19 protein-coding genes are annotated in these 25,252 nt (G+C 48.8%); 11 read left to right on the top strand and 8 right to left on the bottom strand.

Annotation, left to right across the window (positions count from 1 at the left end):
• Nucleotides 1–79: 79 nt before the first annotated feature.
• Nucleotides 80–1,354, bottom strand: a complete 1,275-nt coding sequence (locus RYZ26_RS01020) for a glutamate-5-semialdehyde dehydrogenase (protein WP_411576845.1) — start codon at nucleotides 1,352–1,354, stop codon at nucleotides 80–82.
• Between the two features lie 111 nt (nucleotides 1,355–1,465).
• On the opposite strand from RYZ26_RS01020, the gene RYZ26_RS01015 reads away from it, so the two are divergent.
• A complete protein-coding gene (locus tag RYZ26_RS01015) occupies nucleotides 1,466–2,677 on the top strand; it encodes an MFS transporter (protein WP_317681245.1) in 1,212 nt (403 codons plus the stop codon).
• On the opposite strand, the gene RYZ26_RS01010 is transcribed toward RYZ26_RS01015, so the two are convergent.
• The 6 genes from RYZ26_RS01010 to rplU all read right to left on the bottom strand — a co-directional run bounded on the left by RYZ26_RS01010 (nucleotide 2,678) and on the right by rplU (nucleotide 9,464).
• Nucleotides 2,678–3,601 (bottom strand): glycosyltransferase, encoded by a 924-nt coding sequence (locus RYZ26_RS01010; RefSeq protein ID WP_317681242.1) that lies wholly within the window; start codon nucleotides 3,599–3,601, stop codon nucleotides 2,678–2,680.
• Nucleotides 3,598–4,731, bottom strand: a complete 1,134-nt coding sequence (gene proB, locus RYZ26_RS01005; protein ID WP_317681240.1) for a glutamate 5-kinase — start codon at nucleotides 4,729–4,731, stop codon at nucleotides 3,598–3,600. Before proB ends, RYZ26_RS01010 begins: the two co-directional genes overlap by 4 nt.
• A gap of 76 nt (nucleotides 4,732–4,807) precedes the next feature.
• Nucleotides 4,808–7,444 carry an ATP-binding protein gene (locus tag RYZ26_RS01000; RefSeq protein WP_317681238.1) on the bottom strand — a complete coding sequence of 879 codons (2,637 nt, stop codon included), beginning with the start codon at nucleotides 7,442–7,444 and terminating at the stop codon, nucleotides 4,808–4,810.
• A gap of 175 nt (nucleotides 7,445–7,619) precedes the next feature.
• Entirely contained in the window at nucleotides 7,620–8,723 is a 1,104-nt protein-coding gene (gene obgE, locus RYZ26_RS00995; RefSeq protein WP_411576844.1) for a GTPase ObgE, read from the bottom strand.
• Nucleotides 8,724–8,868: 145 nt separating this feature from the next.
• Nucleotides 8,869–9,126, bottom strand: a complete 258-nt coding sequence (gene rpmA, locus RYZ26_RS00990; protein WP_317681236.1) for a 50S ribosomal protein L27 — start codon at nucleotides 9,124–9,126, stop codon at nucleotides 8,869–8,871.
• A 26-nt stretch (nucleotides 9,127–9,152) separates the two neighbouring features.
• Nucleotides 9,153–9,464, bottom strand: coding sequence for a 50S ribosomal protein L21 (rplU, locus tag RYZ26_RS00985; RefSeq protein ID WP_317681234.1), 312 nt, complete (start codon nucleotides 9,462–9,464; stop codon nucleotides 9,153–9,155).
• Nucleotides 9,465–9,764: 300 nt separating this feature from the next.
• On the opposite strand from rplU, the gene RYZ26_RS00980 reads away from it, so the two are divergent.
• From RYZ26_RS00980 to RYZ26_RS00970, 3 genes are all read left to right on the top strand, one after another.
• Nucleotides 9,765–10,292, top strand: a complete 528-nt coding sequence (locus RYZ26_RS00980; RefSeq protein ID WP_317681232.1) for a PAS domain-containing protein — start codon at nucleotides 9,765–9,767, stop codon at nucleotides 10,290–10,292.
• The gene (locus RYZ26_RS00975; protein ID WP_317681230.1) at nucleotides 10,270–11,565 is read left to right on the top strand and encodes a methyl-accepting chemotaxis protein; all 1,296 of its coding nucleotides are present in this window, start codon (nucleotides 10,270–10,272) and stop codon (nucleotides 11,563–11,565) included. Before RYZ26_RS00980 ends, RYZ26_RS00975 begins: the two co-directional genes overlap by 23 nt.
• Nucleotides 11,566–11,699: 134 nt before the next feature.
• Nucleotides 11,700–16,571, top strand: a complete 4,872-nt coding sequence (locus RYZ26_RS00970; RefSeq protein WP_317681228.1) for an SPRY domain-containing protein — start codon at nucleotides 11,700–11,702, stop codon at nucleotides 16,569–16,571.
• A 53-nt stretch (nucleotides 16,572–16,624) separates the two neighbouring features.
• Here the strand turns inward: RYZ26_RS00970 and greB are convergent, their stop codons facing one another.
• Entirely contained in the window at nucleotides 16,625–17,101 is a 477-nt protein-coding gene (greB, locus tag RYZ26_RS00965; protein ID WP_317681226.1) for a transcription elongation factor GreB, read from the bottom strand.
• A 66-nt stretch (nucleotides 17,102–17,167) separates the two neighbouring features.
• On the opposite strand from greB, the gene RYZ26_RS00960 reads away from it, so the two are divergent.
• From RYZ26_RS00960 to ileS, 7 genes are all read left to right on the top strand, one after another.
• A complete protein-coding gene (locus tag RYZ26_RS00960; protein ID WP_317681224.1) occupies nucleotides 17,168–17,719 on the top strand; it encodes a DUF1190 domain-containing protein in 552 nt (183 codons plus the stop codon).
• Between the two features lie 6 nt (nucleotides 17,720–17,725).
• Nucleotides 17,726–18,880: a glutathionylspermidine synthase family protein gene (locus tag RYZ26_RS00955; protein ID WP_317681223.1), complete on the top strand. Its 1,155-nt coding sequence runs from the start codon at nucleotides 17,726–17,728 to the stop codon at nucleotides 18,878–18,880.
• A 136-nt stretch (nucleotides 18,881–19,016) separates the two neighbouring features.
• Nucleotides 19,017–19,727: a hypothetical protein gene (locus tag RYZ26_RS00950; protein ID WP_317681222.1), complete on the top strand. Its 711-nt coding sequence runs from the start codon at nucleotides 19,017–19,019 to the stop codon at nucleotides 19,725–19,727.
• A gap of 3 nt (nucleotides 19,728–19,730) precedes the next feature.
• Nucleotides 19,731–20,270, top strand: coding sequence for a hypothetical protein (locus tag RYZ26_RS00945; RefSeq protein WP_317681220.1), 540 nt, complete (start codon nucleotides 19,731–19,733; stop codon nucleotides 20,268–20,270).
• Entirely contained in the window at nucleotides 20,271–21,359 is a 1,089-nt protein-coding gene (locus tag RYZ26_RS00940) for an MBL fold metallo-hydrolase (protein WP_317681218.1), read from the top strand. It abuts the gene before it with no gap.
• 124 nt (nucleotides 21,360–21,483) lie between these two features.
• On the top strand, nucleotides 21,484–22,434 hold the full coding sequence (locus tag RYZ26_RS00935; protein WP_317681216.1) for a bifunctional riboflavin kinase/FAD synthetase: 951 nt from the start codon (nucleotides 21,484–21,486) through the stop codon (nucleotides 22,432–22,434).
• A gap of 22 nt (nucleotides 22,435–22,456) precedes the next feature.
• Complete coding sequence (ileS, locus tag RYZ26_RS00930; protein ID WP_317681214.1) at nucleotides 22,457–25,246, top strand: isoleucine--tRNA ligase; 2,790 nt, start codon at nucleotides 22,457–22,459, stop codon at nucleotides 25,244–25,246.
• Nucleotides 25,247–25,252: the final 6 nt, after the last annotated feature.

Below are 25,252 nucleotides of genomic sequence, written 5' to 3'. Positions count from 1 at the left end.
AAATTATTCTCCAGTGACAAAACAGACCGATAGTGTGGCTGTTTTTGGATGAAAATTCAATGCCCTTAGGGACTTGTTGTTATGGACGGGTCTGGCCCTGTCCACGCACCTTGTATTTAAAGCTGGTCAGCTGTTCCACACCAACCGGGCCACGGGCATGCATTTTCCCTGTGGAAATCCCGATCTCGGCCCCCATGCCAAATTCACCGCCATCGGCAAATTGGGTGGAGGCATTCAGGACACAGATCGCACTGTCCACCTGATTGAGGAAGGTTTCCGCCACCTCATTATCTTCGGTGATGATACAGTCGGTATGGTGCGACCCGTAGGTGTTGATGTGGTTGATGGCTTCAGAAACGCCATCCACAACCTTAACCGAGATAATGGCATCCAGATATTCTGTACCCCAGTCTTCTTCTGTTGCAGCTGAAATACGGCTGTCCACAGCTTGCGCTGCATCATCACCACGGACTTCACAGCCCGCATCAATCAGATCACTGATGATGGATGACATATCAACCGAGCGGTTCACCAGCAGGGTTTCAGTTGCCCCACAAATACCTGTGCGGCGCATCTTGCCGTTGACCACCACTTTGCGTGCTTTTTCAAGGTCAGCTTTTTCATCCACATAGATGTGACAAATCCCATCCAGATGTTTGAACAAAGGAATTTTGGATTCACGTGTGATACGTTCAATCAGTCCTTTGCCGCCGCGTGGGACAATCACGTCGATGGTGTCAGACATGGTCAGCATTTCACCCACGGCTGCACGATCCGTTGTCGGGATCATCTGGATGCAGGTTTTGGGCAGGCCAACCTGGTCTAATGCATCCGTTAAGCTTTCCATGATCGCATGGCTGGAATGGAAGCTTTCCGACCCCCCGCGCAAGATCGCAACATTGCCGGATTTCAGCGACAAGGCACCTGCATCTGCCGTTACGTTGGGGCGCGATTCGTAAATAATGCCGATGACGCCTAGCGGGACACGCACGCGTTGGATTTCCAATCCGTTGGGACGGTCCCATTCGGACATGACATCGCCCACCGGATCATCCAGCTTGGCGATGGCTTCCAGACCTGCGGCCATCCCTTCAATGCGCGCATCGTCCAGCATAAGGCGGTCCAGCATGGAACCACTGAGACCTTTTTGCTCACCAGCGGCCATATCCTTGGCGTTGGCTTCCTTGATTGCCGGGGCGTTGGCGCGCAACAATTCAGCCGCTTTTAAAAGGGCATTGTTTTTCTGCTCAGTCGGGGCAACGGACAAAACCTGTGCTGCGGCTTTCGCCTTGGTGCCGAGGTCTTGCATGATTGCTGTGATGTCTTGAGCTGCTTGCGCCGTCATCGAATTAATTCCTTCATTGTCCCGTCATTCCTGCAATTAGGCCAAGGATGACGAGCGTGTTTAAAATGGACGCCTAAAATAAGCATTTCTTTTAAAAGTCGCAAGCTGTATCAAAGAAGCATGACAGAGACATTCAATTGGTCGAAAGACCGCATTCAGGTCATCTTACTTGCGGGCGCTCAGGCTATGGTCATGAGTGGCGCAAGCCTGATCATGACAATCACTGCATTAACAGGTGCCATGCTGGCTGATGATCCGGCCATGGCAACCCTGCCGCTGGCCTTTCAATTTGTCGGCATGATGTGCGCAACCATCCCTGCATCGTTGTTTATGGGACGGGTCGGGCGCAAGATCGGGTTTACGGTGGGGTTGCTCATTGGGGCAGCATCAGCATTGATTGCGGCTTTCGGGATTTTTCAGGGGAATTTCTGGCTGTTTGTTGTTGGCAGTTTTGGTCTGGGGATCAACAACAGTTTTGCCGCTTACTTGCGTTTTGCAGCGGCTGAGATCGTTGAAAAAGAACATCGCCCGACGGCCATTTCCTATGTGATGGCAGGCGGGATTGTGGCGGCTTTCCTTGGCCCCTGGCTTGCGACACAGACGAAAGAATGGTTTGAACCCGTGCTGTTTGCAGGCGGTTTTGTTTCCATGGCCGGGCTTTATGGTATTGCCATGGTGGTTGTCTGGATCGTGCGCTTTAGAAAAGAAACACCGAACAATGAATTGCATGGCCCGGCGCGACCCCTGATGGAAATCGTCAAGCAACCAACCTTTATCACGGCAGCCCTGGCAGGCACCATGGGCTATGGGGTAATGAGTCTGGTCATGACGGCGACGCCCTTGGCGATGGTGGCTTGCGGGCTTGAATTTACGGATGCGGCCTTTGTTATCCAGTGGCATGTGTTGGGCATGTTCCTGCCCAGTTTCTTTACCGGGAAATTGATCCAGAAATATGGTGTGCTCAATATCATTCTGATCGGGGCGATCCTGAATGGGGCCTGTATGGCCATTGCTTTGGCCGGGCTGGATCTGATGAATTTCTGGTTTGCGCTGGTCGCACTTGGTGTGGGCTGGAACTTTATGTTCATCGGTGGATCATCTTTGCTGACCCAATGTTACCGCGAAACCGAACGGTCTAAAGTTCAGGCGCTCAATGACTTTATGGTCTTTGGCACCGTGGCTGCGGCGAGTTTTTCCAGTGGGGCTATTCAAAATGAATTTGGTTGGTCCTGGGTCAACCTTGTGGTGGCGGTGCCCATGCTAATGGCACTGCTGTCTGTTGTTTGGTTGAAGGCTTTGAATAAGCGAACAGAGGCTGTGGCTGGAGAATAATTATCTGCGTGGCTTGGGGCGGCGCACGTCTTCGCTGTCCCAGGTATGCAGGGTTTTTTCGATCAGTGGCGCTGTCTGATACCAGATGGGCAGTTGCGACAGCGCATAATAGAAGAAATCACGACAGAACATGGATTTGCCCTGTTCGCGCTTTGCCCATTTCCAGGCACGACCTGCACAGCGTTTAAAGGCGAGGCGTTGCAGCTTGACTGGCACATCCGGATTGTCGCGCAGGAAATGCTGGATGGTGGCGGACAGGTCATGAATGACGGTGGCGGATGCATCCAGTACACGGCCTTCGGCTTCGCGCGGACCAAAAACGGCCAGCAAATCGGTCAGCCCCATGCGACCACGATAGCTGACGCGCAGAGGGATAGAGAAATCCTGAACGAAGATGGTTTCATCACAGCCACCCATTTCTTTAAACATCTGTGTGCGGATCATGGTGGAGGTGGAACCGCCCATGCCGTTTCGGATGAAATCCTTAAACGGGTCCTGCACCATCCGCACGGTGCCTGTTTCGTCATGGGTATTTTCAAAGGCTGTAAGCAAATCATCTGTGAGCTGCCATCCCGCCTGCAGGTGATCCAGTTTATGTTCGCGCATCAGTTCCATCATGCGCCGGGTGGCGAAATGGGTCATGACGTCATCGGCATCAACGATTTTGATAAATTCGCCCTGTGCCTTGAATCCACCTGTGTTGGTCGCTCCGGATACCCCCATATTTTCCTGCTGGATAATATGGACGTTGTCCCAATCCTTTGTTTCTTCTTTGATAATCGCAACTGAATTATCGGTCGATCCGTCATCCACAAAGATGAATTCACGGGTGAAATCACCGGACTGCTGACCGAGCGAGGTCAACATGGGGCCGAGGAAATTTTCTTTGTTATAGACCGTGATGACGAAGGAAATATCGATCATTCATCCACCACCAGATCATCGCGGTGAATCATGACGTCACGGCCCTGATAGCCAAGCTTGCTTTCAATCTCGGATGATTTGACGCCGACGATCTGGGTGGCATCTTTTGATCCATAGGCGATCAGGCCACGCGCGACCTCATTGCCGTCGGGGCCAATGACCTGCACGGCTTCACCGCGTTCAAACGTGCCGACGATTTCTTTAACGCCGATGGGTAGCAGGCTTTTACCTGCTTTCAGGGCTTTCAGGCAGCCTTCATCCACAATGACTTTCCCGACAGGCTTGAGACTGCCGGAAATCCATTGTTTACGCGCTTTCTTTGGGGTGGCTTCAGGCAGGAACCAGGTGGATTTAACCCCTTCTTCCAAGGCTTTCAGCGGGTTTTGACGCTCCCCCTTGGTGATCACCATGCGACAGCCTGCGTTCAGGCAAATCTTGGCCGCAGCCAGTTTGGTCATCATGCCGCCGGACCCTACATTACTGGCGGACCCGCCTGCCATGGCTTCAATTTCTGGCGTGATATGTTTGACCACCGGGATAAATTCAGCCTTCGGGTCTTTGGAAGGATCCGCCGTATAAAGCCCATCGATATCAGAGAACAGAACCAGTGTATCGGCGCTGACCATGGCAGCAACGCGTGCGCCCAGGCGGTCATTATCACCAAAGCGGATTTCGTCGGTTGCCACACTGTCATTTTCGTTAATCAGCGGCACGGCACCGACTTTTAACAAGGTCTCAATTGTATTGCGGGCATTGATGTAGCGGCGGCGGTTTTCGCTGTCTTCCAGCGTCACCAGAATTTGGGCAACCGTGATGCCATGATGACCCAGAACTTCCTGATACGCATGCGCCAAACGAATGTTTCCACAAGCTGCTGCGGCCTGTTTTTCTTCCAGGCGCAGGCTGCCATCGGGCAGGTCGAGATGACGACGCCCCACTGCAATCGCACCGGATGTTACGACCACGATTTCCTGACCACGAGCACGGGCCTGCGCGATATCGGCAGCCAGACTTTCCAGCCATTTGCGGTGCACGGTGCCATGGGCCGCATCTACCAAAAGGGCCGACCCGATCTTGATGACGATCCGTTTGCCATCTTTTAACGCGGTACTTTTGAGAAGGTCTGCCATAGTGTCGTTTTTTCGGAAAAACCAAGAGTTAATGAACGAGCTTCACCTTATAGGCCATTATGCGTGAAGAGCAAGTTTATATGTTCTTTGAATGACACAAATGCAGATGAAGTGTCTTAAGAAATTCCAATACATCAAAGGGTTTGCTGATGAAGGCGTTGACCCCGATTTTAAGGGCTTTGTCCACATCATTGGGCATGGCACTGGCACTTAACGCTATCACAGGGATATGGCTTAGGTTTTCTATTGTTTTGATCCGTTTAAAGACTTCCAAACCATCTATATCGGGCAAGTGGATATCCAGCAATAACAGGTCTGGTTTGTGGGTGCGTGCCAGTTCAATTCCCACGGCCCCTATACTGGTCGTGATCAGTTCGATATTTTCAAATTGACCCAGCAACCCTTCCATCAAGATGACATTGCCCGCGTTATCTTCAATATAAAGTATCTTTAAGGGGCCAAGTTTTGAAATCTCACCAAGCTGTTGGTCCGTGATTTCTTCAACTTTATTATGAACCGCAGTGGCTTCTGTTGCCACTGCTATATCGATCCAAAAGGTAGAGCCTTCACCGAGTGTGCTTTCAACGCCGATTTCACCGTTCATTTTCTCAATGATCTTTTTGGTGATGGTCAAGCCGATGCCTGTGCCTTCAACTGCGCCATGTTCTTCCCCCAATCGGTTAAAAGGTTGGAATAATTCAGCCATTTGATCTTTGCTGATGCCTTTACCGGTATCGCGCACAAGCAGGCGGACCTTATTGCCCAAATCTTGATAATCCAGTGTCACCATTCCGCCATCCACGTTATATTTTACCGCGTTGGACAGGAGATTGACCAGCACTTGCTTGAGGCGCAGGTGATCGGCATGGATGTTGTGTTTGCCCTCAACTGGGGTGACCAAATCATTGATCTGAATACTACGTTCTTCCCCCATATGGCCAACCAGATCAAGTACTTCCTGTGTCAGACTATCCAATTCGATATTTTCCATCTGCAGCGAGATGTTACCACTTTCAATGCGTGCCAGGTCAAGCACCTCGTTGATCAAGGCCAACAGGTGGTTACCTGCATCTGAAATTTGCTTCATATAGGGTTTGTGACGATCGGCCAAGGGCTGTCGGCTGTCCATATTCATCAGTTGGGCAAAACCGAGTATGCCGTTCAACGGCGTGCGCAACTCATGGCTCATGGAGGATAGAAAATCACTTTTGGCTTTATTGGCTTTTTCCGCCGCAATTCTGGCAGCGTTGATTTCTTCCTCCCATACATGACGTCGGGTGATGTCACGCGCTGCGCCCAAATAGCCGAGGAAATTTCCCGCATCATCAAATTGGGGACGCCCGGAAATTTCGATGTATTTTCGTGATCCGTCATTGGCGATCAAAGGATATTCAAAGTTCTGAATATCGCGGTGATTTTCCATATCAATCATATGGGCACGCCATTTTTTCGGCTGCAGGGCGACGATCTCGGGTCCTGCGACTTCAAGGCGAGTCTTACCCAAAACTTGTTCTGGGCTCAGGCCTGCAACGTCATAGAATTTTTCAGACAAAAAGGTAAAGCGCAAATCCGGCCCCATTTCCCAGAACCATTCAAAGGAAGATTCAGCAATGGTCTGAAAACGTGCCTGGCTGGATCTCAGCTGGGCTTCAACCCGTTTGCGATCTTTAATTTCTTCTGACAATTCAAAGGTACGATGTGCCACCAACTGTTCAACCTTGCGATGACGGCTGACAGTGGTTTGAATGTAAAAGACCAGAAGGATGGTGAAGAGCAGACTTGCAACAGCCACCAAAGGGGCAGCCCAAGGTGCCCCGATTTCTCCCAATGCCTTTTGGTTGGGCACCACATAAAGTGCCCAGGTCCGGTCCCCCACATCAAATTTCGTAGCATGATGGATTTGATCTTTTAAATCTTCAAACGGGGATAAATCGCGATATTTTGGATCTCCGTTTAATAGATAGGAGGCAATGAATTGTTTGGTTTCAGTTGTCTCATCTGCAATATAAAAACTAATGTTGCGGGTCTTGATATTGGGGAGGATGGTTTGGCGGATCACCTGATCCAGCGAAATTTGTGCAAAGGCAAATCCGTTCAGATATTTTTGGCGCAGATCAGGAGTGTTATTGAGGAATTCATTGTGATAAATCGCCTGTATGGGGAAAAGGAAGGTTTCTTCTGAAGGAGGCAGCTTGAGATAGGCAAGCGTAAGAATATCGTTATCTCGCGCAGACTTCATGGCGGTTTTTAAGCTGCTGATATGACCAAAATCCAACCCGAGAATATCGCCGGATGTTTCTATCGGTTCGACAAAAAAAGCCGGGAAATAATACGGGCGGTCACTTAAAGGCTGGTGGATGTCGTTATTTGAAAGTTCGTGAAAGTCAAAACTATCCAGCCCATCGGCGCGGGCATTCATTATATAGCCATTGAGTGCGTTTTTTGACACACGGGGTAACCAGCCCACCCGGATGATGGATTTAAAGGTGGTGACATCGCGGGTCACAAATTTCTTGAATTCCGGGCGCAGAACCAGTGAAGAAGACCGATAAAAAGCCGAGATGCTGTTGAGCACTTCTAGGCGTTTGGTCAGTTCTTTTGATAGATAGAGAGAGAATTGAGAAGACTGTTCCTTCATCCAGATCTGGACGTTGCGTTCCTGCCAGCTTTTGATGAACTGATATCCACCCAGCGTAAAAAGCAGACTGACCATTAAAAAAAACAAAGTGATCCAGTACAGCCTTAAGACGCTGTATGTGCTCGCATCGCTATTTTGCAGATCTTTTCTCTGGTTTTTGGGCATAGTAAACCTGCTTTATTAAGGGGATAACTATATCACCATTTAAAAGCATTTGTAATTTTGTCTCTTTGGTTTTGCTCCAGATTAATCAGCCCAACGGATCAAACGGTTTGGTTTCTTCTTCCCACTCGTTTTCTTCCTCAACCGGGCCGTCATCCCATGGACCAGCGGTGAATTCTTTGATCCCGCCGTCATCGCCAGTAATGATCCGGTTCATTTTCAGCAAGAGAGGCTGCACACCTGTGCGCGCCACACCGGAAATGGTAAAAATCTCGCCGTCATAGACTTTGGACAGGATTTCTTTTTGTTCTTCCACCTGTTCCGGCAGCAGGGCGTCACATTTATTCAGCGCAACGACTTCGGGCTTTAAGGACAGTTCTTTACTGTAGGCCAGCAATTCATGGCGGATGGTTTCATAAGCCACATCCACATCATCCTGTGTCACATCGATGATATGCAGCAAAACAGAACAACGTTCCACGTGACCGAGGAAGCGGTCGCCCAGACCCTGGCCTTCGTGGGCGCCTTCGATCAGGCCGGGGATGTCAGCAATGACAAATTCATTACCGTCTTTCTGGTCCCCTGCATGGACCACACCTAGATTGGGATGAAGCGTGGTAAAAGGATAATCCGCAATTTTCGGGCGCGCACGTGAAACGGCGGACAGGAACGTTGATTTCCCCGCATTTGGCAGACCGACAAGGCCTGCATCTGCGATCAGTTTCAGGCGCAGCCAGACCCAGCGTTCCACGCCTGGCCAGCCTGGCTCAGACTTGCGTGGGGCCTGGTTGGTGGATGTTTTAAATTGGGCATTTCCGCGACCACCATCGCCGCCGCGCATGAGTACGCGGGTAACACCGGGTTCCAGAAAGTCAGCCAGCACTGTTTCTTTATCTTCATCCAGAATTTGGGTGCCCACAGGCACGCGGATGATGATGTCATCACCTTTTTTACCGGATTTGTTACGCCCGGCACCGCCATCGCCACGCTTGGCCTTGAAATGTTGTTGGTAGCGGTAATCAATCAGCGTGTTCAGGTTATCAACACATTCCACGATCACATCGCCGCCACGGCCGCCATCGCCGCCATCGGGACCACCGAATTCAACGTATTTTTCACGTCTAAAGCTGGTACAGCCATTACCGCCGTCACCGCTTTTAAGGAAAATTTTTGCCTGATCGAGGAATTTCATCGTTCAATATCCAAATTGTCTGAGACGAAAAAAGAGGAATGGCTGCTACCATCCCTCTCTTCTCTAACTTTTAATAAACGCGTCGATCCGTATGACGCAAATGCGTCTCGCACGCCCAATGGGCCGCTCGGGATTTGCGAAGTGCTTATTCAGCAGCTTCAACGTTTACGAAAGTACGGCCTTTAGCTTTGGTCTGGAAGTTCACTTTACCTTCAGCTTTAGCGAAGAGTGTGTGATCTTTACCGATACCAACGTTTGTGCCAGGGTAGAATTTTGTGCCGCGTTGGCGAACCAAAATGTTACCAGCCAATACAGCTTCACCGCCGTATTTTTTGACACCGAGGCGTTTGCTTTCTGAATCGCGACCGTTACGGGACGAGCCACCAGCTTTCTTATGAGCCATAACTTAATCTCCTAAAATGAACGGCCTTAGCCTTTGATAGACTTAATGCGCAAAACGGTCTGCTCTTGGCGGTGACCTTTTGTGCGGCGATATTGTTGACGACGCTTCTTTTTGAAGATGATGACTTTGTCACCTTTGCCTTGCTCGATCACTTCTGCAGTTACAGAAGCACCTTTAACAAGGGGAGTGCCAACAGTGGTTTTGCCTTCTGCACCAACCAGAAGAACGTCTTCCAGCTTGATTTCAGAACCGGCTTCACCAGCCAATTTTTCAACAACGATTACGTCATTTTCAGCGACAGTATACTGCTTGCCGCCAGTTTTCACGATAGCGAACATGGTTCGTCATATCCTTAAATTTACGCGCTTTACGGTGTTGGGAGTACCAAACTTCGACTCGAAGACGAGAACCTCAAACAGCGTGTTAACAAATATAGGGCTTTATGAAACCATAAAACCCGTCAAGTTGGCGCAATATACGCAAGTTTTTGCAAGAGTCAACGATTAAGCCAATTTGGTGGTTGCAATCTGGATATTTAATCAATAGGTAATAGTACGTAATCGCACTTTTTGCCTGTATTTTTAAGGATTAATTTGTGAAGATGACCATACAGAAAATAAGAATATAACGAGAAATAAATGACACAAGATCAAACTTTCCTGTCAGGGGTGGAACGGACTTTCGATGACAACCAGATCATTGTCAGTAAAACTGATACCAAGGGGCGTATCACTTATGCAAACCAGGTGTTTCTGGATGTTGCCGGATACCAGCTTTCCGAGGTCATGAACCAGCCGCATAACCTGATCCGGCATCCCGATATGCCCAGATGTGTGTTCAAGCTTTTGTGGGATACGCTTGCGCAAAAGCAGGAAATTTTCGCCTATGTGATCAATCGCTGCAAAAACGGGGACCATTACTGGGTGCTTGCCCATGTTACGCCTAGTTATGATAAAGACGGCCAGATCATTGGCTATCATTCCAATCGGCGTGTGCCCAAACAGTCGGTTCTGGAACAGGCGATCAAACCGCTTTACGCTGCCTTGTTGAAAAAAGAACAAGCCTATCAAAACCGCAAAGAAGGGATGGAAGCCTCCACACAGATGCTTCTGGATGTCTTGAATGAAAAAGGGGTCGGTTACGATGAATTTATTCTCTCTTTATAAAAGCCAGATCCTGCTTTCAACGGCGCTTCTTGCCCTGTTGGGTTTGTTTGTCTTTATGTCTGTCACCGCCGGATTTTCGATGGTGAGCCTGGTGCTGACGGTTGTGGTCAGTGCTTGTATTTTGATCGCGATGTCATTGGGTGGGCCAAGTTCCAGCACTGCAAAATCTGGGGCATTGGGTGAAGTCATGCGGGTTTGTAATGAAGTTGATCAGGGCAATTTCGAAGCCCGGATCACCACGTCGGCATCCGGTGAAACTCAGGCGCTTTATAATTCGGTCAATGCCATGATCGACCGTACGGACGCTTTTGTACGTGAAGCGGCAGCGGCGATGGAATATGTGGCCCAGAAAAAATATTTCCGCTTTATTATCGAAACCGGGATGACCGGGGCCTTTTTGAAAGCAGCACAGGATATCAATGCCTCTATCCACAATCTTTCTGACATGCAGCATCAGGCTCATGAGATGCAGGACAAGGTTCATAATGTAGTGGAAAAGGTCGTTGAAAACGCACAGGCCATCGTGACCGAAGCTGAAAGCATGGGCGGGCGGATCGATACCAGTTCATCCGGTACCATTGATGTGGCCGAAGCGGCCAATGATGCATCGGAAAGTATTGTGCTGGTTGCTGCGGCCGCTGAAGAACTGGCGGCCAGCGTATCAGAAATTAACCGTCAGGTATCCTACGCCAGCGAAACCTCGCAGACCGCGATGGATAATGTAAATTCCATTCAGAATGATATTACGATCCTGTCTGAAGAAGCCAAGAATATTGGTGAGGTTATTCAGCTGATCTCTGACATTGCCGCAAAAACAAACCTGCTGGCCCTGAATGCAACGGTGGAAGCAGCGCGTGCTGGCGATGCAGGGAAAGGTTTTGCGGTTGTTGCTGCCGAAGTGAAGAACCTGGCGGACCAGACCAGCAAGGCCACTGACCGGATTTCTGATCAGGTGGGCCATATTCAGGATGCGACTGAAGGGGTGGTTCGCAAATCACGCGATATCAATCGCACGATTAACGAGATCAATGAGGTCTCAGCGGCTATTGCTGCTGCTGCAGAAGAACAGGGCGCAGCCACAACTGATATTTCAGAGAAAGTCGGGGTGGTTGCCGATCAGTCCAAGAAGGTATCTGATCGCATCGGTGATATTGCGCAAGCCTCCGCCGGGTCGTATGCGGGCGCGATCACCGTGATCTGGGCGGCTGGTGACCAGATTAAGCCCGTTGAAGAACTGGATGATGATCTGAAAACATTCTTTGAGATGCTTTAATATATACAATTATATGGTGTGGCAATAATGCAACGCATTGAGAATAAAATACTCTTATGTGTTGTGTGTCATACCATTTTCCAAAGATCCTGTTACATTTCTCCGTGATCGGTAAAATCAAGGAGAATTAATCAATGACAAGTCAGAATTCTGTTTTTACAACAGGTGCGCTTATTTTCAGCGAATCCTTCGAAAATAGTGGATTAACTGGGAACAGTTGGGGATTGTTTGATGAAACAGACAGCTGGAATGTGAATGGCTGGGATGTGGAAAGTGTCGCAGATCTGGAAATCCAGAATGGCAATATTGGCGGCACAACTGGTGGTTCAGACGGAACCGCACATGCCGAATTTGACAGTCATGGTTCTTCCTCTCTACCAAAAATCACCAAAACACTTAATACACCTAATGATACGTACCATTTGACTTTTGACTACATGCCCCGTCCAGGCAATGAGGACACAAGTGATCTTCGGGTTCATGTGGGATCGGAAAGTTTTGATATTACCTCTGATAGTAATGGCAATATTACGATTGTCGGTACAACAAGCTATCAGATTGAGCAAACGACAAATGCAAATGGCTGGACAACATTCAGCGTTATTATTGAAGGTTCAGCGGCTACAACAGAAATAGGTTTTGAAGGCCTGCAACCCGAAGATACCCTTGGCGCCTATCTGGATGCGATCAACGTTCATGAACTTCAGGAAGTGAGCGTTAATGATGCCGTCATTTCAGTAAACACTGGGGATGAAGCCATTTGGCATTTATCTGGCGCAGGGGAACCCGGCCTGGTTTTTTCGATTGATGGTACGCCTGATCCTGTCACAGGCTGGATTACAACGGCTGGGGGGCACCAGGTCCGCCTGATTGATCCGGCGACCGGGGAATATGAATTTGTGGCCGGAAACCCGGATGGGGAGAATGATTTTAGCTACACGGTTACTGATGAGTTGGGGAATGTACGATCTGCGGAGATATCCGTTGAGTTAAATGGTGGTGCATTGGGTGCGCTTCTTCCGTTGGGAGGAGAAACGCAAGTCAACACCTATACCGCTTCAGCACAAGTTTATCCGTCCGTGGCAGCGCTCAGTGATGGTGGACACGTGGTGGCCTGGCAATCCAATGGTCAGGACGGCAGCATGTATGGCATCTATGGGCAACGATTTGATGCCGCAGGGCAAGCTGTTGATGGGGAATTCCTGATTCCGACGTATACATCGTCTGATCAGATCGATGTGTCGCTTACAGGACTGCCTGATGGTGGCTTTGTTGCCAGCTGGACATCCAGCCGTGACAATAGTGGAACCGGGTATGATGTTTATACCCGTCAGTTTGATGCCTCGGGAAATCCTATCGGTGCTGAAGTGAGGGTGAACACCTATTTGACAGGTCATCAAAATCATTCAAGTATTACCACTCTATCTGATGGCAGTTACGTTGTGGCTTGGCAATCTGATGGTCAGGACGGAAGTATGCTGGGTGTATATGGTCAACGTTTTGACAGTGCGGGCCAGACCATTGGCAATGAATTCCTGATTCCAACCTATACCTCATCCGAACAAATGGAAGTTGCTTTGACAGCAACAGCAGATGGTGGTTTTGTTGCGACTTGGACGTCCAGCCGCGATCATAGTGGGACATCATACGATATCTACGCACGTCAGTATGATAGTTCCGGGAATCCGTTGGATGATGAGTTTCTGGTGAATACTGAATATGATACCAGTTATCAGCAATTGTCCGATGTCGCTGCCTTAAAAGATGGCGGGTTTGTCGTGACTTGGCAATCGTTTAATCAGGACGGTGGCGGGAATGCCATCATTGCCCAACGTTATGATAGCTCTGGTCAAGAGCTGGGTGTCGCGTTTCAGGTTCATGACTCTGATCTGGATAATCAACGTTTCCCTGCAATTACGTCATTGACGGATGGAGGCTTCCTGATTGCGTGGGAAGACAACAATCGGGATGAAAGTGGTTTTGCTGTCTATGTTCAACGCTTTGACGTGAATGGCAATCAAGTTGGTCCGGAAACACAAATCAATACATATGAGACTAGTAATCAAGCGGATATTGCGTTGGATACACTGGCAAATGGGGATGTAATTGTAACTTGGGACAGTTCGGGTCAGGACGGTAGCGAAGGCGGGATTTATTCTCAGCGTTTGACGTTTGAAAGTTCAACACCGACACTATCTGATGGTAATGATATTTATTTTGGCACATCCAGAGTGGATCTAGTGGATGGCCTTGCAGGCGATGATCTGATCAAAGGTGAAGGCGGGGATGATACTCTGTCAGGTGGGGCTGGTGATGATGACTTGTATGGTGGCGCTGGCAATGACGTGATTGATGGGGGCGACGGGATGGACCGTCTCTTCTTTGATGACGCCCGCTCTGCTTATACTATTGATGCAACTGCTGGGACGGTCACCCATATCGCAACGGGTGAGGTGAATACCTACACCAATATCGAAGAACTGGTCTTCACCCCAGAAGCCGACGGTGGTGTGATTTCTGTGAATGCCTGGGATGACGCCACTTGGTTCCTGTCCGGTGCTGGTGATTATGATGCCGACGGCGATGGCGGCAAAGAAGTTACCTTTGCCATTGATGGCACACCGGACGTTGATGGTTGGATCACCACGACGGATGGTCATCAGGTTCGTCTGATTGATACTGTGACGGGTGAATATGAATTCAAGGCCAGCCAGACGGCAGGAACGGACAGTTTTACTTACACGGTAACTGATGAACTGGGGAATGTGAGCCAGTCTGCTATGAATATTGAGATACCAGATAGTGTTCCAACAACCTACGAGGCAGGTCATTATAACGAGAACCAGTCATTTGATAATCCATCCACAAGCTGGGTAAATCATCTTGCTGATGCGGCTTTGCCAAAAACAGGTAAATGGTATTTCGAATATCAGGTTGATCGCAATGAGGGCTCCGGGGGGCAACATGCGCTGGGTATTATGACCAGCACACCGCCAATTTCCTATATGGGGAATGCCAATACGGGCGAAAGTTACGGCATTCTTGATGGTGATCCAAATGTTTGGAAAATCAGTGGTTCAAGTTATGAGGAGATAAGTGATTCTGGCATTTGGGCTACGCAACGTGTCGGTGTCTATATTGATATGGATAATGGGACAATCGGCTTTAACATCAATGGCACAGATTATGAGAATGTGTACACAGGCATTGATACCACGCTGGACTGGTTCCCTGCGGCTTCCAGTTATAACGAAGACGGAACTTTCCTGTTTAAATCTGATGACTGGACCTTAACCCCACTAAGCGGCTATTCGACATTGGAATTTGTTGCTGATTTTGATGGCACAACCGGGAATGACGTGGTCATTGGTGACGCATATGATGAAACCATCGACGGCCTTGCTGGTGATGATTTGATCAAAGGTCAGGGCGGGGACGACACCCTGTCTGGCGGTGACGGTAATGATGACCTCTACGGTGGTGCTGGTTCAGATGTGATTGATGGCGGCGATGGCGATAAAGACCGCCTCTTCTTCGATGAAGCCCGCTCGGCTTACATAGTTGATGAACAGGCAGGCACAGTAACTCATATCGCCACGAACGAGGTGGATACTTATACCAACATTGAACAGTTTGTCTTTGCCCCAGAAGCAGAAGGTGGCGTGATTTCTGTTAATGCTGGCGACGAAGCCACCTGGTTCCTGTCCGGGGCAGGTGATATTGACGCTGACGGGGATGGCGACAAGGAAGTCACCTTCGCCATCGATGGTACACCTGATGCTGAGGGCTGGATCACCACAGCAGATGGTCATCAGGTGCGCTTGCTGAACAGCGGCACAGGTGAGTATGAGTTCAAGGCAGGTCAAACCGAAGGCGCAGACAGCTTTACTTATACAGTCACCGATGAGATGGGGAATGTCAGTTCCGCTGACATGTCCATTGAAATTAGATCAGACAACCCTCAAACCTATGAAGCAGGTCACTATAACGAGAACCAGACATTCGACAATACGGCAACGGCATGGGTGAACCATCTTGCCGATGTGGCACTGCCTAAAACAGGTAAATGGTATTTCGAATATCAGGTTGATCGCAATGAGGGCTCCGGGGGGCAACATGCGCTGGGGATTATGACCAGCACGCCACCCATTTCCTATCTGGGGAATGCCAATACGGGCGAAAGTTACGGTATTCTTGATGGTGATCCAAATGTTTGGAAAATCAGTGGTTCAAGTTATGAGGAGATAAGTGATTCTGGCATTTGGGCTGCGCAACGTGTCGGTGTCTATATTGATATGGATAATGGGACAATCGGCTTTAACATCAATGGCACAAATTATGAGAATGTGTACACAGGCATTGATACAACACTGGACTGGTTCCCTGCGGCTTCCAGTTATAACGAAGACGGGACCTTCCTGTTTAAATCTGATGACTGGACCTTAACCCCACTAAGCGGCTATTCGACATTGGAATTTGTTGCTGATTTTGATGGCACAACGGGGAATGACGTGGTCATTGGCAATGAATATGGCGAAACCATCAACGGCCTTGAAGGTGATGACCTTCTTAAAGGGGAAGGCGGGGATGACACTCTGTCCGGCGGTACAGGATCAGACATCCTTACAGGCGGGGACGGGGCGGATAGCTTTGTCTTTGGGTCGCTCGCTGAAACGGCCAATGGGGATTTTGATACCATTACCGACTTCCAATCCACCGACACGCTTAGCTTCAAGGCAGATACCTTTGAAGGGTTGAGCGGTCTGGCAGGTAATCTGTCTGATCTGATTGCTCAAGGCGAAGCGGTTGATTTCCTGACCGATCTGTCTGCCACGAAGGATGCCAAAGCGACCTTTATTGTGGTTCAGGACAGTCAGAACCCGAACAATGCAGAGGTTTATTATGATGCTGATGGCAGTGGGACTTCTTACGAAAGCACCAAGATTGCGGACGTGGAAGGCAGCACGACCATCACCGCCAGTGATATTGAAATCATCACGGGTTAATGAAACGACCTAAGGAAAAAGGGCCGCAACGGAAATAGCGTTGCGGCCCTTTTTTAATATTGGATGTTCAGAATTTCCAGCTCTTCATCCCCTTTCGGGGTTTTAACGGTGACCAAATCACCAACGCGGCCTTTGTTCAGGGCACGTGCGACCGGCGAAATCCAGCTGATCAGTCCGATGGTCGAATCGACTTCATCTTCGCCGACAATGCGCACTTTGACTTCTTCTTCGCGGTCATTTTCATAAATGACGGTCGCGCCAAAAAACACCTGTTCACGGTTGGTTTGTTCTTCCACCTTGACGACCTGGGCGGCTTCAATCCGTTTGGTCAGAAAGCGCACGCGGCGATCAATTTCGCGCAGGCGTTTTTTGCCATATTGATAATCCGCATTTTCACTGCGATCGCCATTGCCTGCGGCCCAGGAAACCACCTTGACCACCTGGGGGCGTTCCACCGACCAGAGCTGGTGTTTTTCGTCTTTTAAAGCCTGTAGGCCTTCTGGGGTTATATAGTTCGGTCTGTCTGTCATAAAAATTCACTTGTTGTTTTTGGCATTCCTACTAGATTATGGGACAAACGTCAAAACAGGTGAGTTATGAAACGCAGCAAATCTTTGAAACTGGCCCTGATGGGGGCGACCCTTTTCTCCATGACCGCATGTGACAACCCGGATGAGGTTGCCGCCATCTTTGAAGATGTGGATGAATGCGCCAAATATGAAGGTCAGGACCTGGACCAATGTCGTCAAGGCTGGGAAAAAGCTGCTGAAGAACATATTCGCACCGCCCCGAAATATACCTCCATCGAAGATTGTCAGGAAGACTTCGGTCCGGAACAGTGTGAACAGGCCCCGCAACAAACATCCTCCGGTGGTTCTGTCTTTATGCCATTGATGATGGGCTATATGATGGGATCCATGTTGTCGAATGGGACGCGTTCCAACGTGGCAACGCAGCCGCTTTATCGCTCCAAGGATGATCCAAAATCTTTCCGCACGGGCGATAATCAGAAAGTTTCCAGCAAGACGGGCGTTCAGAAGGTTCCTTCAAACGTGACCAAAGCGCCCAGCACGAAAACATCAACCGTGCGTCGTGGTGGTTTTGGCTCCACCGCCGCACGCACAAGCACAAGAAGCTTCGGCGGCTAAGACTTTATGTTTCGCATCGACATTCAAGAACGTGACAATTGGCAGCAGCTGGCCAAAGAAGTCGGATTCCAGTTTCATACCATTGATGGGGAGAAATATTGGGATGAAAGCGCGTGCTATCGCTTTACCATGGATCAGATCGAAAACCACATCGAAGATCCAACCGCTGAGCTGGAAGAAATGTGTTTTCAGGTCGTTGACCGGGTGGTGGAAGATGAAAGCCTGTTGAAAAAGCTCGCCATCCCTGAATTTTACTGGGATTATGTGCGCGGCAGCTGGATGAACCGGGAAAAAAACCTCTATGGCCGCATGGATTTTTCCTATGATGGTTCTGGCCCGGCCAAGCTTCTTGAATATAATGCTGATACCCCAACTTCCCTTTATGAAAGCGCGGCCTTTCAGTGGGTCTGGATGGAACAGGCGATGGAACAAGGCCTGATCCCGCCTGATTGCGACCAGTATAATTCCATCCACGAACAGATGATTGGCGCCTTTGCCAATATGGATATCCATGGCACGCTTCATATGGCGGCCTGCCAGGGCAGTCTGGAAGATGAAGGCACCGTTCTTTATATGGAAGAATGCGCAACCCAAGCCCATGTGAACACGCACTTCATCCATATGGAAGAAATCGGCATTGATGCACAAGGACGGCTTACCGACCTGCAGGATAATGTCATTACTGATATGTTTAAACTCTATCCGTGGGAATGGATGATGCGCGATGAATTCGGTGAAGCCATGCCCAAATCCGGCGTGACCTTCATTGAACCGTCCTGGAAATCCATCCTGTCCAACAAGGGCATCCTGCCGTTGTTGTGGGAAATGTTCGAAGGCCATCCCAACCTGTTGCCGTCATACTTCATGGAAGATGCGAATAAACTTTCCGGTGGATATGTGAAAAAACCGATCTATTCGCGTGAAGGCGCTGGCGTCACCATGGTGAATGAAGGTCAAATTGTGGCAGAAGTGCCCGGCCCCTACGGCGAAGAAGGCCACATCGTCCAAGCGCTGCACCCGCTCCCCGTCTTCGAAGGCAACCACACTGTCATCGGCAGCTGGCTAGTCGCCTCCCAGCCCTGTGGTCTGGGGATCAGGGAAGACAGTTCTGCCATTACGAAGGACACGTCCCGGTTTGTCCCGCATGTGATCCGGGATTGAACGTAAGTGGTTGATAGCGGTAAGAAATGTTATTTACATACGAAAAATTTTAAATTCATGTTTTTCGTAATTTAATACAATATGTTAACTTATATAGGTTAGGAAAGAGTAGCGTATTCTTACTTATGAGAGTGTGATGGATTATAAATATGGTCTAGAGTCAAACCAGACAAGTATTGTCTTGGTGGGAAAATTTAATCCTTTGATATTTCAACCAAGGTGGCTTGAAAGTGTTGATCTAATTGGCGCGGAAGAAGCCCTACGACTTGAAATAGAAGAAGGTGCTTTAGAAATTATCCATCAAGATGTTGCTATCCTTAACTTAAATTGGGGCAAGCTACATATAGACAGAGGTCGCTTCATGGCCATTTGCGATATGGAGCCACATGAAGCAATTTTTGACTTCACTCGATCTTGTTTTGACATTTTAGATAGCACTCCCATTTATCAAATGGGAATTAATCGCACCGTTACATATCGTTATCCAGATGAGAATGCTTGGCATCACCTAGGAGATACACTCGCACCAAAAGAGCCCTGGGGAGAGCTTATGTATAGAGAAGGAGAGCGAGTAGGAGGGCTTCGTACTATAGTTATGGAACAAGCCACGGGCGATGAGAATGGTCGCAAGTCACGCCTTGACGGGGGGTATGGATATACCCAAATTAAGATTGAAGCAGAGAAGGCAGGGGCCTTTGCTGTGAGTGTTCAAGTTAACAACCATTTTGAAGTGGAAAAACAAGAAGACGTCTTAGGTTCTTCAATAATCCTAGACATTCTCAATGAAAAGTGGGAAAAGTCTGTTGCCGATTCAAATGAGACAATTCTGTCAATTCAACAGGTGTAATCGATGGTTCCTTTTGATCCCGTATCAACAACTCTAGATGATTATAATCAGGAACTAGAGCTTAATGGTAATGATCTGAATTATCAGGAAGTAAAGAGTCGCTTGTCTTATTTGGGGTTAAAAGAAGAGAATTCACCTGCTTCTACGATGGATGCAGAAATTAATCTTCGCAATAACCTAAAAATCATTCACAAAACTTCTTTAATCTCACGTACAGACAAATTCAAAGTTCTCCAAAAATGGGAAGGTACTGTTGTTAAATTACATGCTGACTATTTTGAAGCAGAATTACGTGATTTAACGAATGTTGGTAATGTCGAAGTCGCTGAATTTGAGTTCTCTGAAGTCACCAATGACGACAAAACCTTGTTAACTGAAGGAGCCATTTTTACTTGGCTCATAGGAAAACAAGTGGTTCATGGTACACAGTCGAACTCATCCATACTTAAATTTAGACGACTACCCCGATATACTAAAAAAGACCAATTGCGAGCTAAAGAAAAAGCTGAAAAGTTGGCATCCTTTTTTGCAAAAATAAAATAGATGGTTGCTGAAATTACTATCTTTGGCCCTAATTTTGGGGAGTCGATACTTGTAGACAATGGAAACAACCATTGGATGTTAATTGACTCATGCCTTGACCCTGAGACGCATGAGCCAGTGGCGTTGAAGTATTTAAAAGAAAAGGGATTAGACCCTGCTGCGGCCATCAAATTAATTGTCATTTCACATTGGCATGATGACCATGTTAAAGGAATGGCAGATATAATAAAGCAATGTAAGAATGCTAAAATTGTGATGCCTGGTGCACTTTTAGATGAAGAATTTATCGAATTCGCAGTATCTTTCTTATCAGCCACGCCAATAACAGGTGGCAATGGCACAAGAGAAATAACTAGTGTTTTAGAATATCTCGCAGAGAGTGGTCGTGAACCTGAAATGGCATTAGACAATAAAGTTATTGAACGCTTCCCTGCTGAAGATATTAACTCTAGTTCAGACACTGTAATTCATACGCTATCCCCTTCAAATGAGCAGTATATCCAATTCCTTACTGCTATCAGCGAAAATCACCGCCAAATTGGTGAAGCTGGTAAAAAAGCCATTCGACAAAAACCCAATCACGTTGCGATTGCTATATGGGTCGAATCTAACGACCTAAATATTTTGCTAGGTTCTGATTTAGAAGAGACAGGTAATCCCAAACTAGGTTGGTCAGCTATTCTGAATTCATCTGCAAGACCTAGAGGAAAAGCAGATGTATATAAAGTGTCTCATCACGGTTCAGAAAATGGTGATCATGACGAAATTTGGACTAAACTGTTATCTGATGCCCCACTTTGCGTACTCACGCCTTTTGTCAATGGTGCTGTGAGGTTACCGCGTAAAAAGGATGTTGAAAGACTCGTCACTAAAACTAATGATATATTCATCACCAGCAACAATCTCAAACCTAAAAAGGTTAAACGAACAGGAAAGGTTCAACAGATGATTAAAGCAACCGCGAAAGGTGGTAAGCTGAAAAGAGTGGACCACCTATATGGACAAATTACTTGCAAAAGACAAGATGGTAAATGGGAAATAACGCTAGCGAATGAGAGCGTGCATTTAAAAGAACTGCTGCAAAAATAAAAAAAGGATAATAGTAAATTTAAATTATAATTTATAAGAGTAATGTTATTCCAGTATTCTTAAAATTTCCCGCATTCTCCATCTTTCCGCTTGACCCTTTCGTCAATCCGGCTACTTTCGGCGCATGCGCATATTCAGACATTTTGAGGACTTGCCGCCCGAGGTCAAAGGGGGCGCGGTCGCGATTGGAAACTTTGACGGGGTGCATCTGGGGCACCGTGAGGTTATTGGCGAAGCCGGATGGATCGCCAAGGCTCATCGTATCCCGTGGGTGGTGCTGACGTTTGAGCCCCATCCGCGTATGGTGTTCAACCCAACCCAAGACCCTTTTCGGATCACGCCGTTTCGCATCAAGGCGCGCCACATTGAAGAAATGGACGTGGATGATCTGGTCGTTTTGCAGTTTGATAAAGACTTTGCCAGCCGCAAGGCGGAAGATTTTATTCAGGATGTGCTGATTGACGGACTGGCGGCCAAACATGTGGTCTGCGGCTATGATTTCTATTTCGGCGCCAAACGTCAGGGCAACCCAGATATGCTGCTGCATAAAGGTCGGGAGCTTGGCTTTGGCTTTACTTGCGTAAATCCGGTCAAGGATGACGGCGGGGAGGCTTATTCCTCCACCCGCGTGCGTGAATATCTTTATGGCGGACAACCTGCTGAAGCGCGTGGCGTTCTGGGCCGTCCGTTTGAGATTGAAGGCCGTGTGGTCAAGGGGGATCAGCGCGGGCGCGACATCGGCTTTCCAACCTGCAATGTGGAACTGCATGATTATCTGGAACCCGCCTATGGCGTCTATGCCATTCGCGCAGGCGTGGATGATGGGACCAGCACCGTCTGGCATGATGGGGTGGCCAATATCGGCAAGCGACCGACCTTTGATAAGCGCGATATTATGCTGGAAGCCCACCTGTTTGATTATGACGGCGACCTTTATGGCAAACACCTGCGTGTCGCCCTTTTAGACTTCATCCGGCCGGAACAAAAATTCAGTGGAATTGATGAAATCAAGGAACAGATCGCAAAAGATTGCATCTCTGCCCAAGACATACTAAAGAAGACCGAACCTTTTTAACTCTCACCTGTAAGTGAAGACCATGACTGTGGACTATAAATCGACTGTATTCCTGCCTAAAACCGACTTTCCAATGCGTGCCGGCCTTGCCAAGAAAGAGCCGTTGATTCTGGAAAACTGGGACAAAATTGGTCTTTATGAAAAACTGAGAGAAGACGGCAAGGGCCGTGAGCCCTTCGTTCTGCACGATGGCCCCCCTTATGCCAACGGTCATCTGCACATCGGTCACGCGCTGAACAAGATTCTAAAAGACATCATCGTTCGTTCCCAACAGATGATGGGCAAGAATGCGAACTATGTGCCGGGCTGGGACTGTCACGGTCTACCGATCGAATGGAAGATCGAAGAGAAATACCGCAAGAAAAAGAAGAACAAGGACGAAGTGCCTGTTCTGGAATTCCGCGAAGAATGCCGCCAGTTTGCCAAGCAATGGATCGACGTTCAGCGCGAAGAATTCAAACGCCTGGGCATTACGGGCAACTGGGAAGATCCTTATCTGACCATGACGAATAAGGCCGAAGCCACCATTGCGAAAGAGCTGTGTCGTTTCCTGATGAACGGTGGTCTATATAAAGGGGCCAAGCCTGTCATGTGGTCGCCTGTTGAGAAAACGGCGCTGGCTGAAGCCGAAGTTGAATATTTCGATCACGAATCCACCACCATCCATGTACGTTTCAAAATTGAAGAAACCAAACTGGATGCGGTGAAAGATGCAACCATCGTGATCTGGACCACCACGCCCTGGACTATGCCGGGCAACCGCGCCATTTCATACGGCAATGATATCGATTATGCGGTCTATGAAGTCATCGATGTGCATGACGGATCACTGGCCCGCGTCGGTGAAAAAATCGTCCTGGCAGAAGCGCTGGCAGCAGAAGTCATGGGCGAAGCCAAAGTTGCTGATTTCAAACAAGTCGCCATGTTTAAAGGCCGCGAGCTGGAAGGCACCATCTGTAGCCACCCATGGCGCGGTCGTGATTATGATTTTGACGTTCCTTGTATCGCAGGTGACCATGTGACGGTTGAAGCAGGTACCGGGTTCGTTCATACCGCACCGGGCCATGGCCAGGAAGACTGGGAAGTTTCCATGGAATATGGCATTGCCGTGCCGGATACCGTGGGTCCTGATGGCTGTTATTATGAGCATGTGCCGATTTTTGCAGGCGAACATGTCTATAAAGTTGCCCCGCATGTGCTGGAACAGCTGACCGAGGTTGGCAGCTTGCTGGCATCCGGCAAAATCACGCACAGCTATCCATGTTCGTGGCGTTCAAAGGCCAAGCTGATCTTCCGCAACACCCCGCAGTGGTTCATTTCCATGGACACAAATGGCTTACGCGACAAGGCGTTGAAGGCGATTGATGACACACGGTTCGTTCCAGACATGGGCCGCAACCGTCTGGGTGGCATGATCAAGGATCGCCCGGACTGGTGTGTGTCACGTCAACGCGCGTGGGGTGTGCCGATCACGGTGTTCGTTGACAAGAAAACGGGTGAGCCGTTGCGCGACCAGAATGTGGTTGATCGCATCATCACCGCCTTTGAAGAAGAAGGTGCAGACGCCTGGTATTCACGTGATCCGCAGGAATTCCTCGGCAACGATTATAACGCTGAAGATTATGATCAGGTGACCGACATTCTGGACGTTTGGTTTGATAGTGGTGTAACGCATGCGTTCGTTCTGGAAAATCGCGATGATCTGTCCTGGCCGGCATCGCTTTATCTGGAAGGGTCCGACCAACACCGTGGTTGGTTCCATTCAAGCCTGCTGGCATCCTGTGGCACACGTGATCGCGCGCCTTATGATGCGATCCTGACGCACGGCTTTGTGCTGGATGAAAAAGGCTTCAAGATGTCCAAGTCATTGGGCAACGTGACCAGCCCGCAGGATGTGAATAACCAGTATGGTGCGGATATCCTGCGTTTGTGGGTGGTTTCTGCGGACACTGCAGACGATCTGCGTATCGGCCCGGAAATCATCAAGCAACAGTCTGACGTTTATCGTCGTCTGCGTAACACCATTCGTTACCTGCTGGGTAACCTGGAAGGCTTTACAGACGCAGAAAAACTGCCTGTTGAAGAAATGCCGGAACTGGAACGCTGGGTGCTGCACCGCTTGTACGAGCTGGATCAGCAACTGCGCGGCGCTTGTAACGACTTCGTCTTCCACAAGGCTTTTGCAGAACTGCATAACTTCTGTGCGGTTGAATTGTCTGCCTTTTATTTCGATATCCGTAAAGATGCGGTTTATTGTGATGGGGAAAACAGCATCCGCCGTCGTGCTGCGCGCACCGTTCTGGATACGTTGTTCAACACATTGACCGCGTGGCTGTCTCCCTTCCTGGTCTTCACCATGGAAGAAGCTTGGACATGTCGCTTTGGCGAAAATGCCGACAGCGTTCACATGCGTCAATTCCCGGATATTCCTGAAAGCTGGAAAGATGATGAACTGGCAGCCAAATGGGCCAAAGTGCGCGACCTGCGCAAAGTGGTCACAGGCGCGTTGGAACTGAAACGAAAAGAAAAGACCATCGGGTCTTCTTTGCAGGCTGCCCCTGAAGTTTATGCAACAGCTGATTATGTTGCAGCCATGGACGGTGTTGATCTGGCTGAGATTTCCATTACGTCTGCTGCGAGCCTGAGCGAAGGCGACGTGCCGGATGGGGCTTTCACCATGGAAGATGTTGCGGGCATTGGTGTTGTCTTTAAGGAAGCTGCAGGCGGTAAATGTGAGCGTTGCTGGCAGATCCTGCCAGAAGTCACTGAAGAAGGTGGTATCTGTAAGCGTTGCGAAGATGCGATTGCCTAACTAGTT

Source organism: Terasakiella sediminum (genome assembly GCF_033100395.1).
GTDB lineage: Bacteria > Pseudomonadota > Alphaproteobacteria > Rhodospirillales > Terasakiellaceae > Terasakiella.
This window is presented reverse-complemented; position numbering and strand designations above follow the sequence as displayed.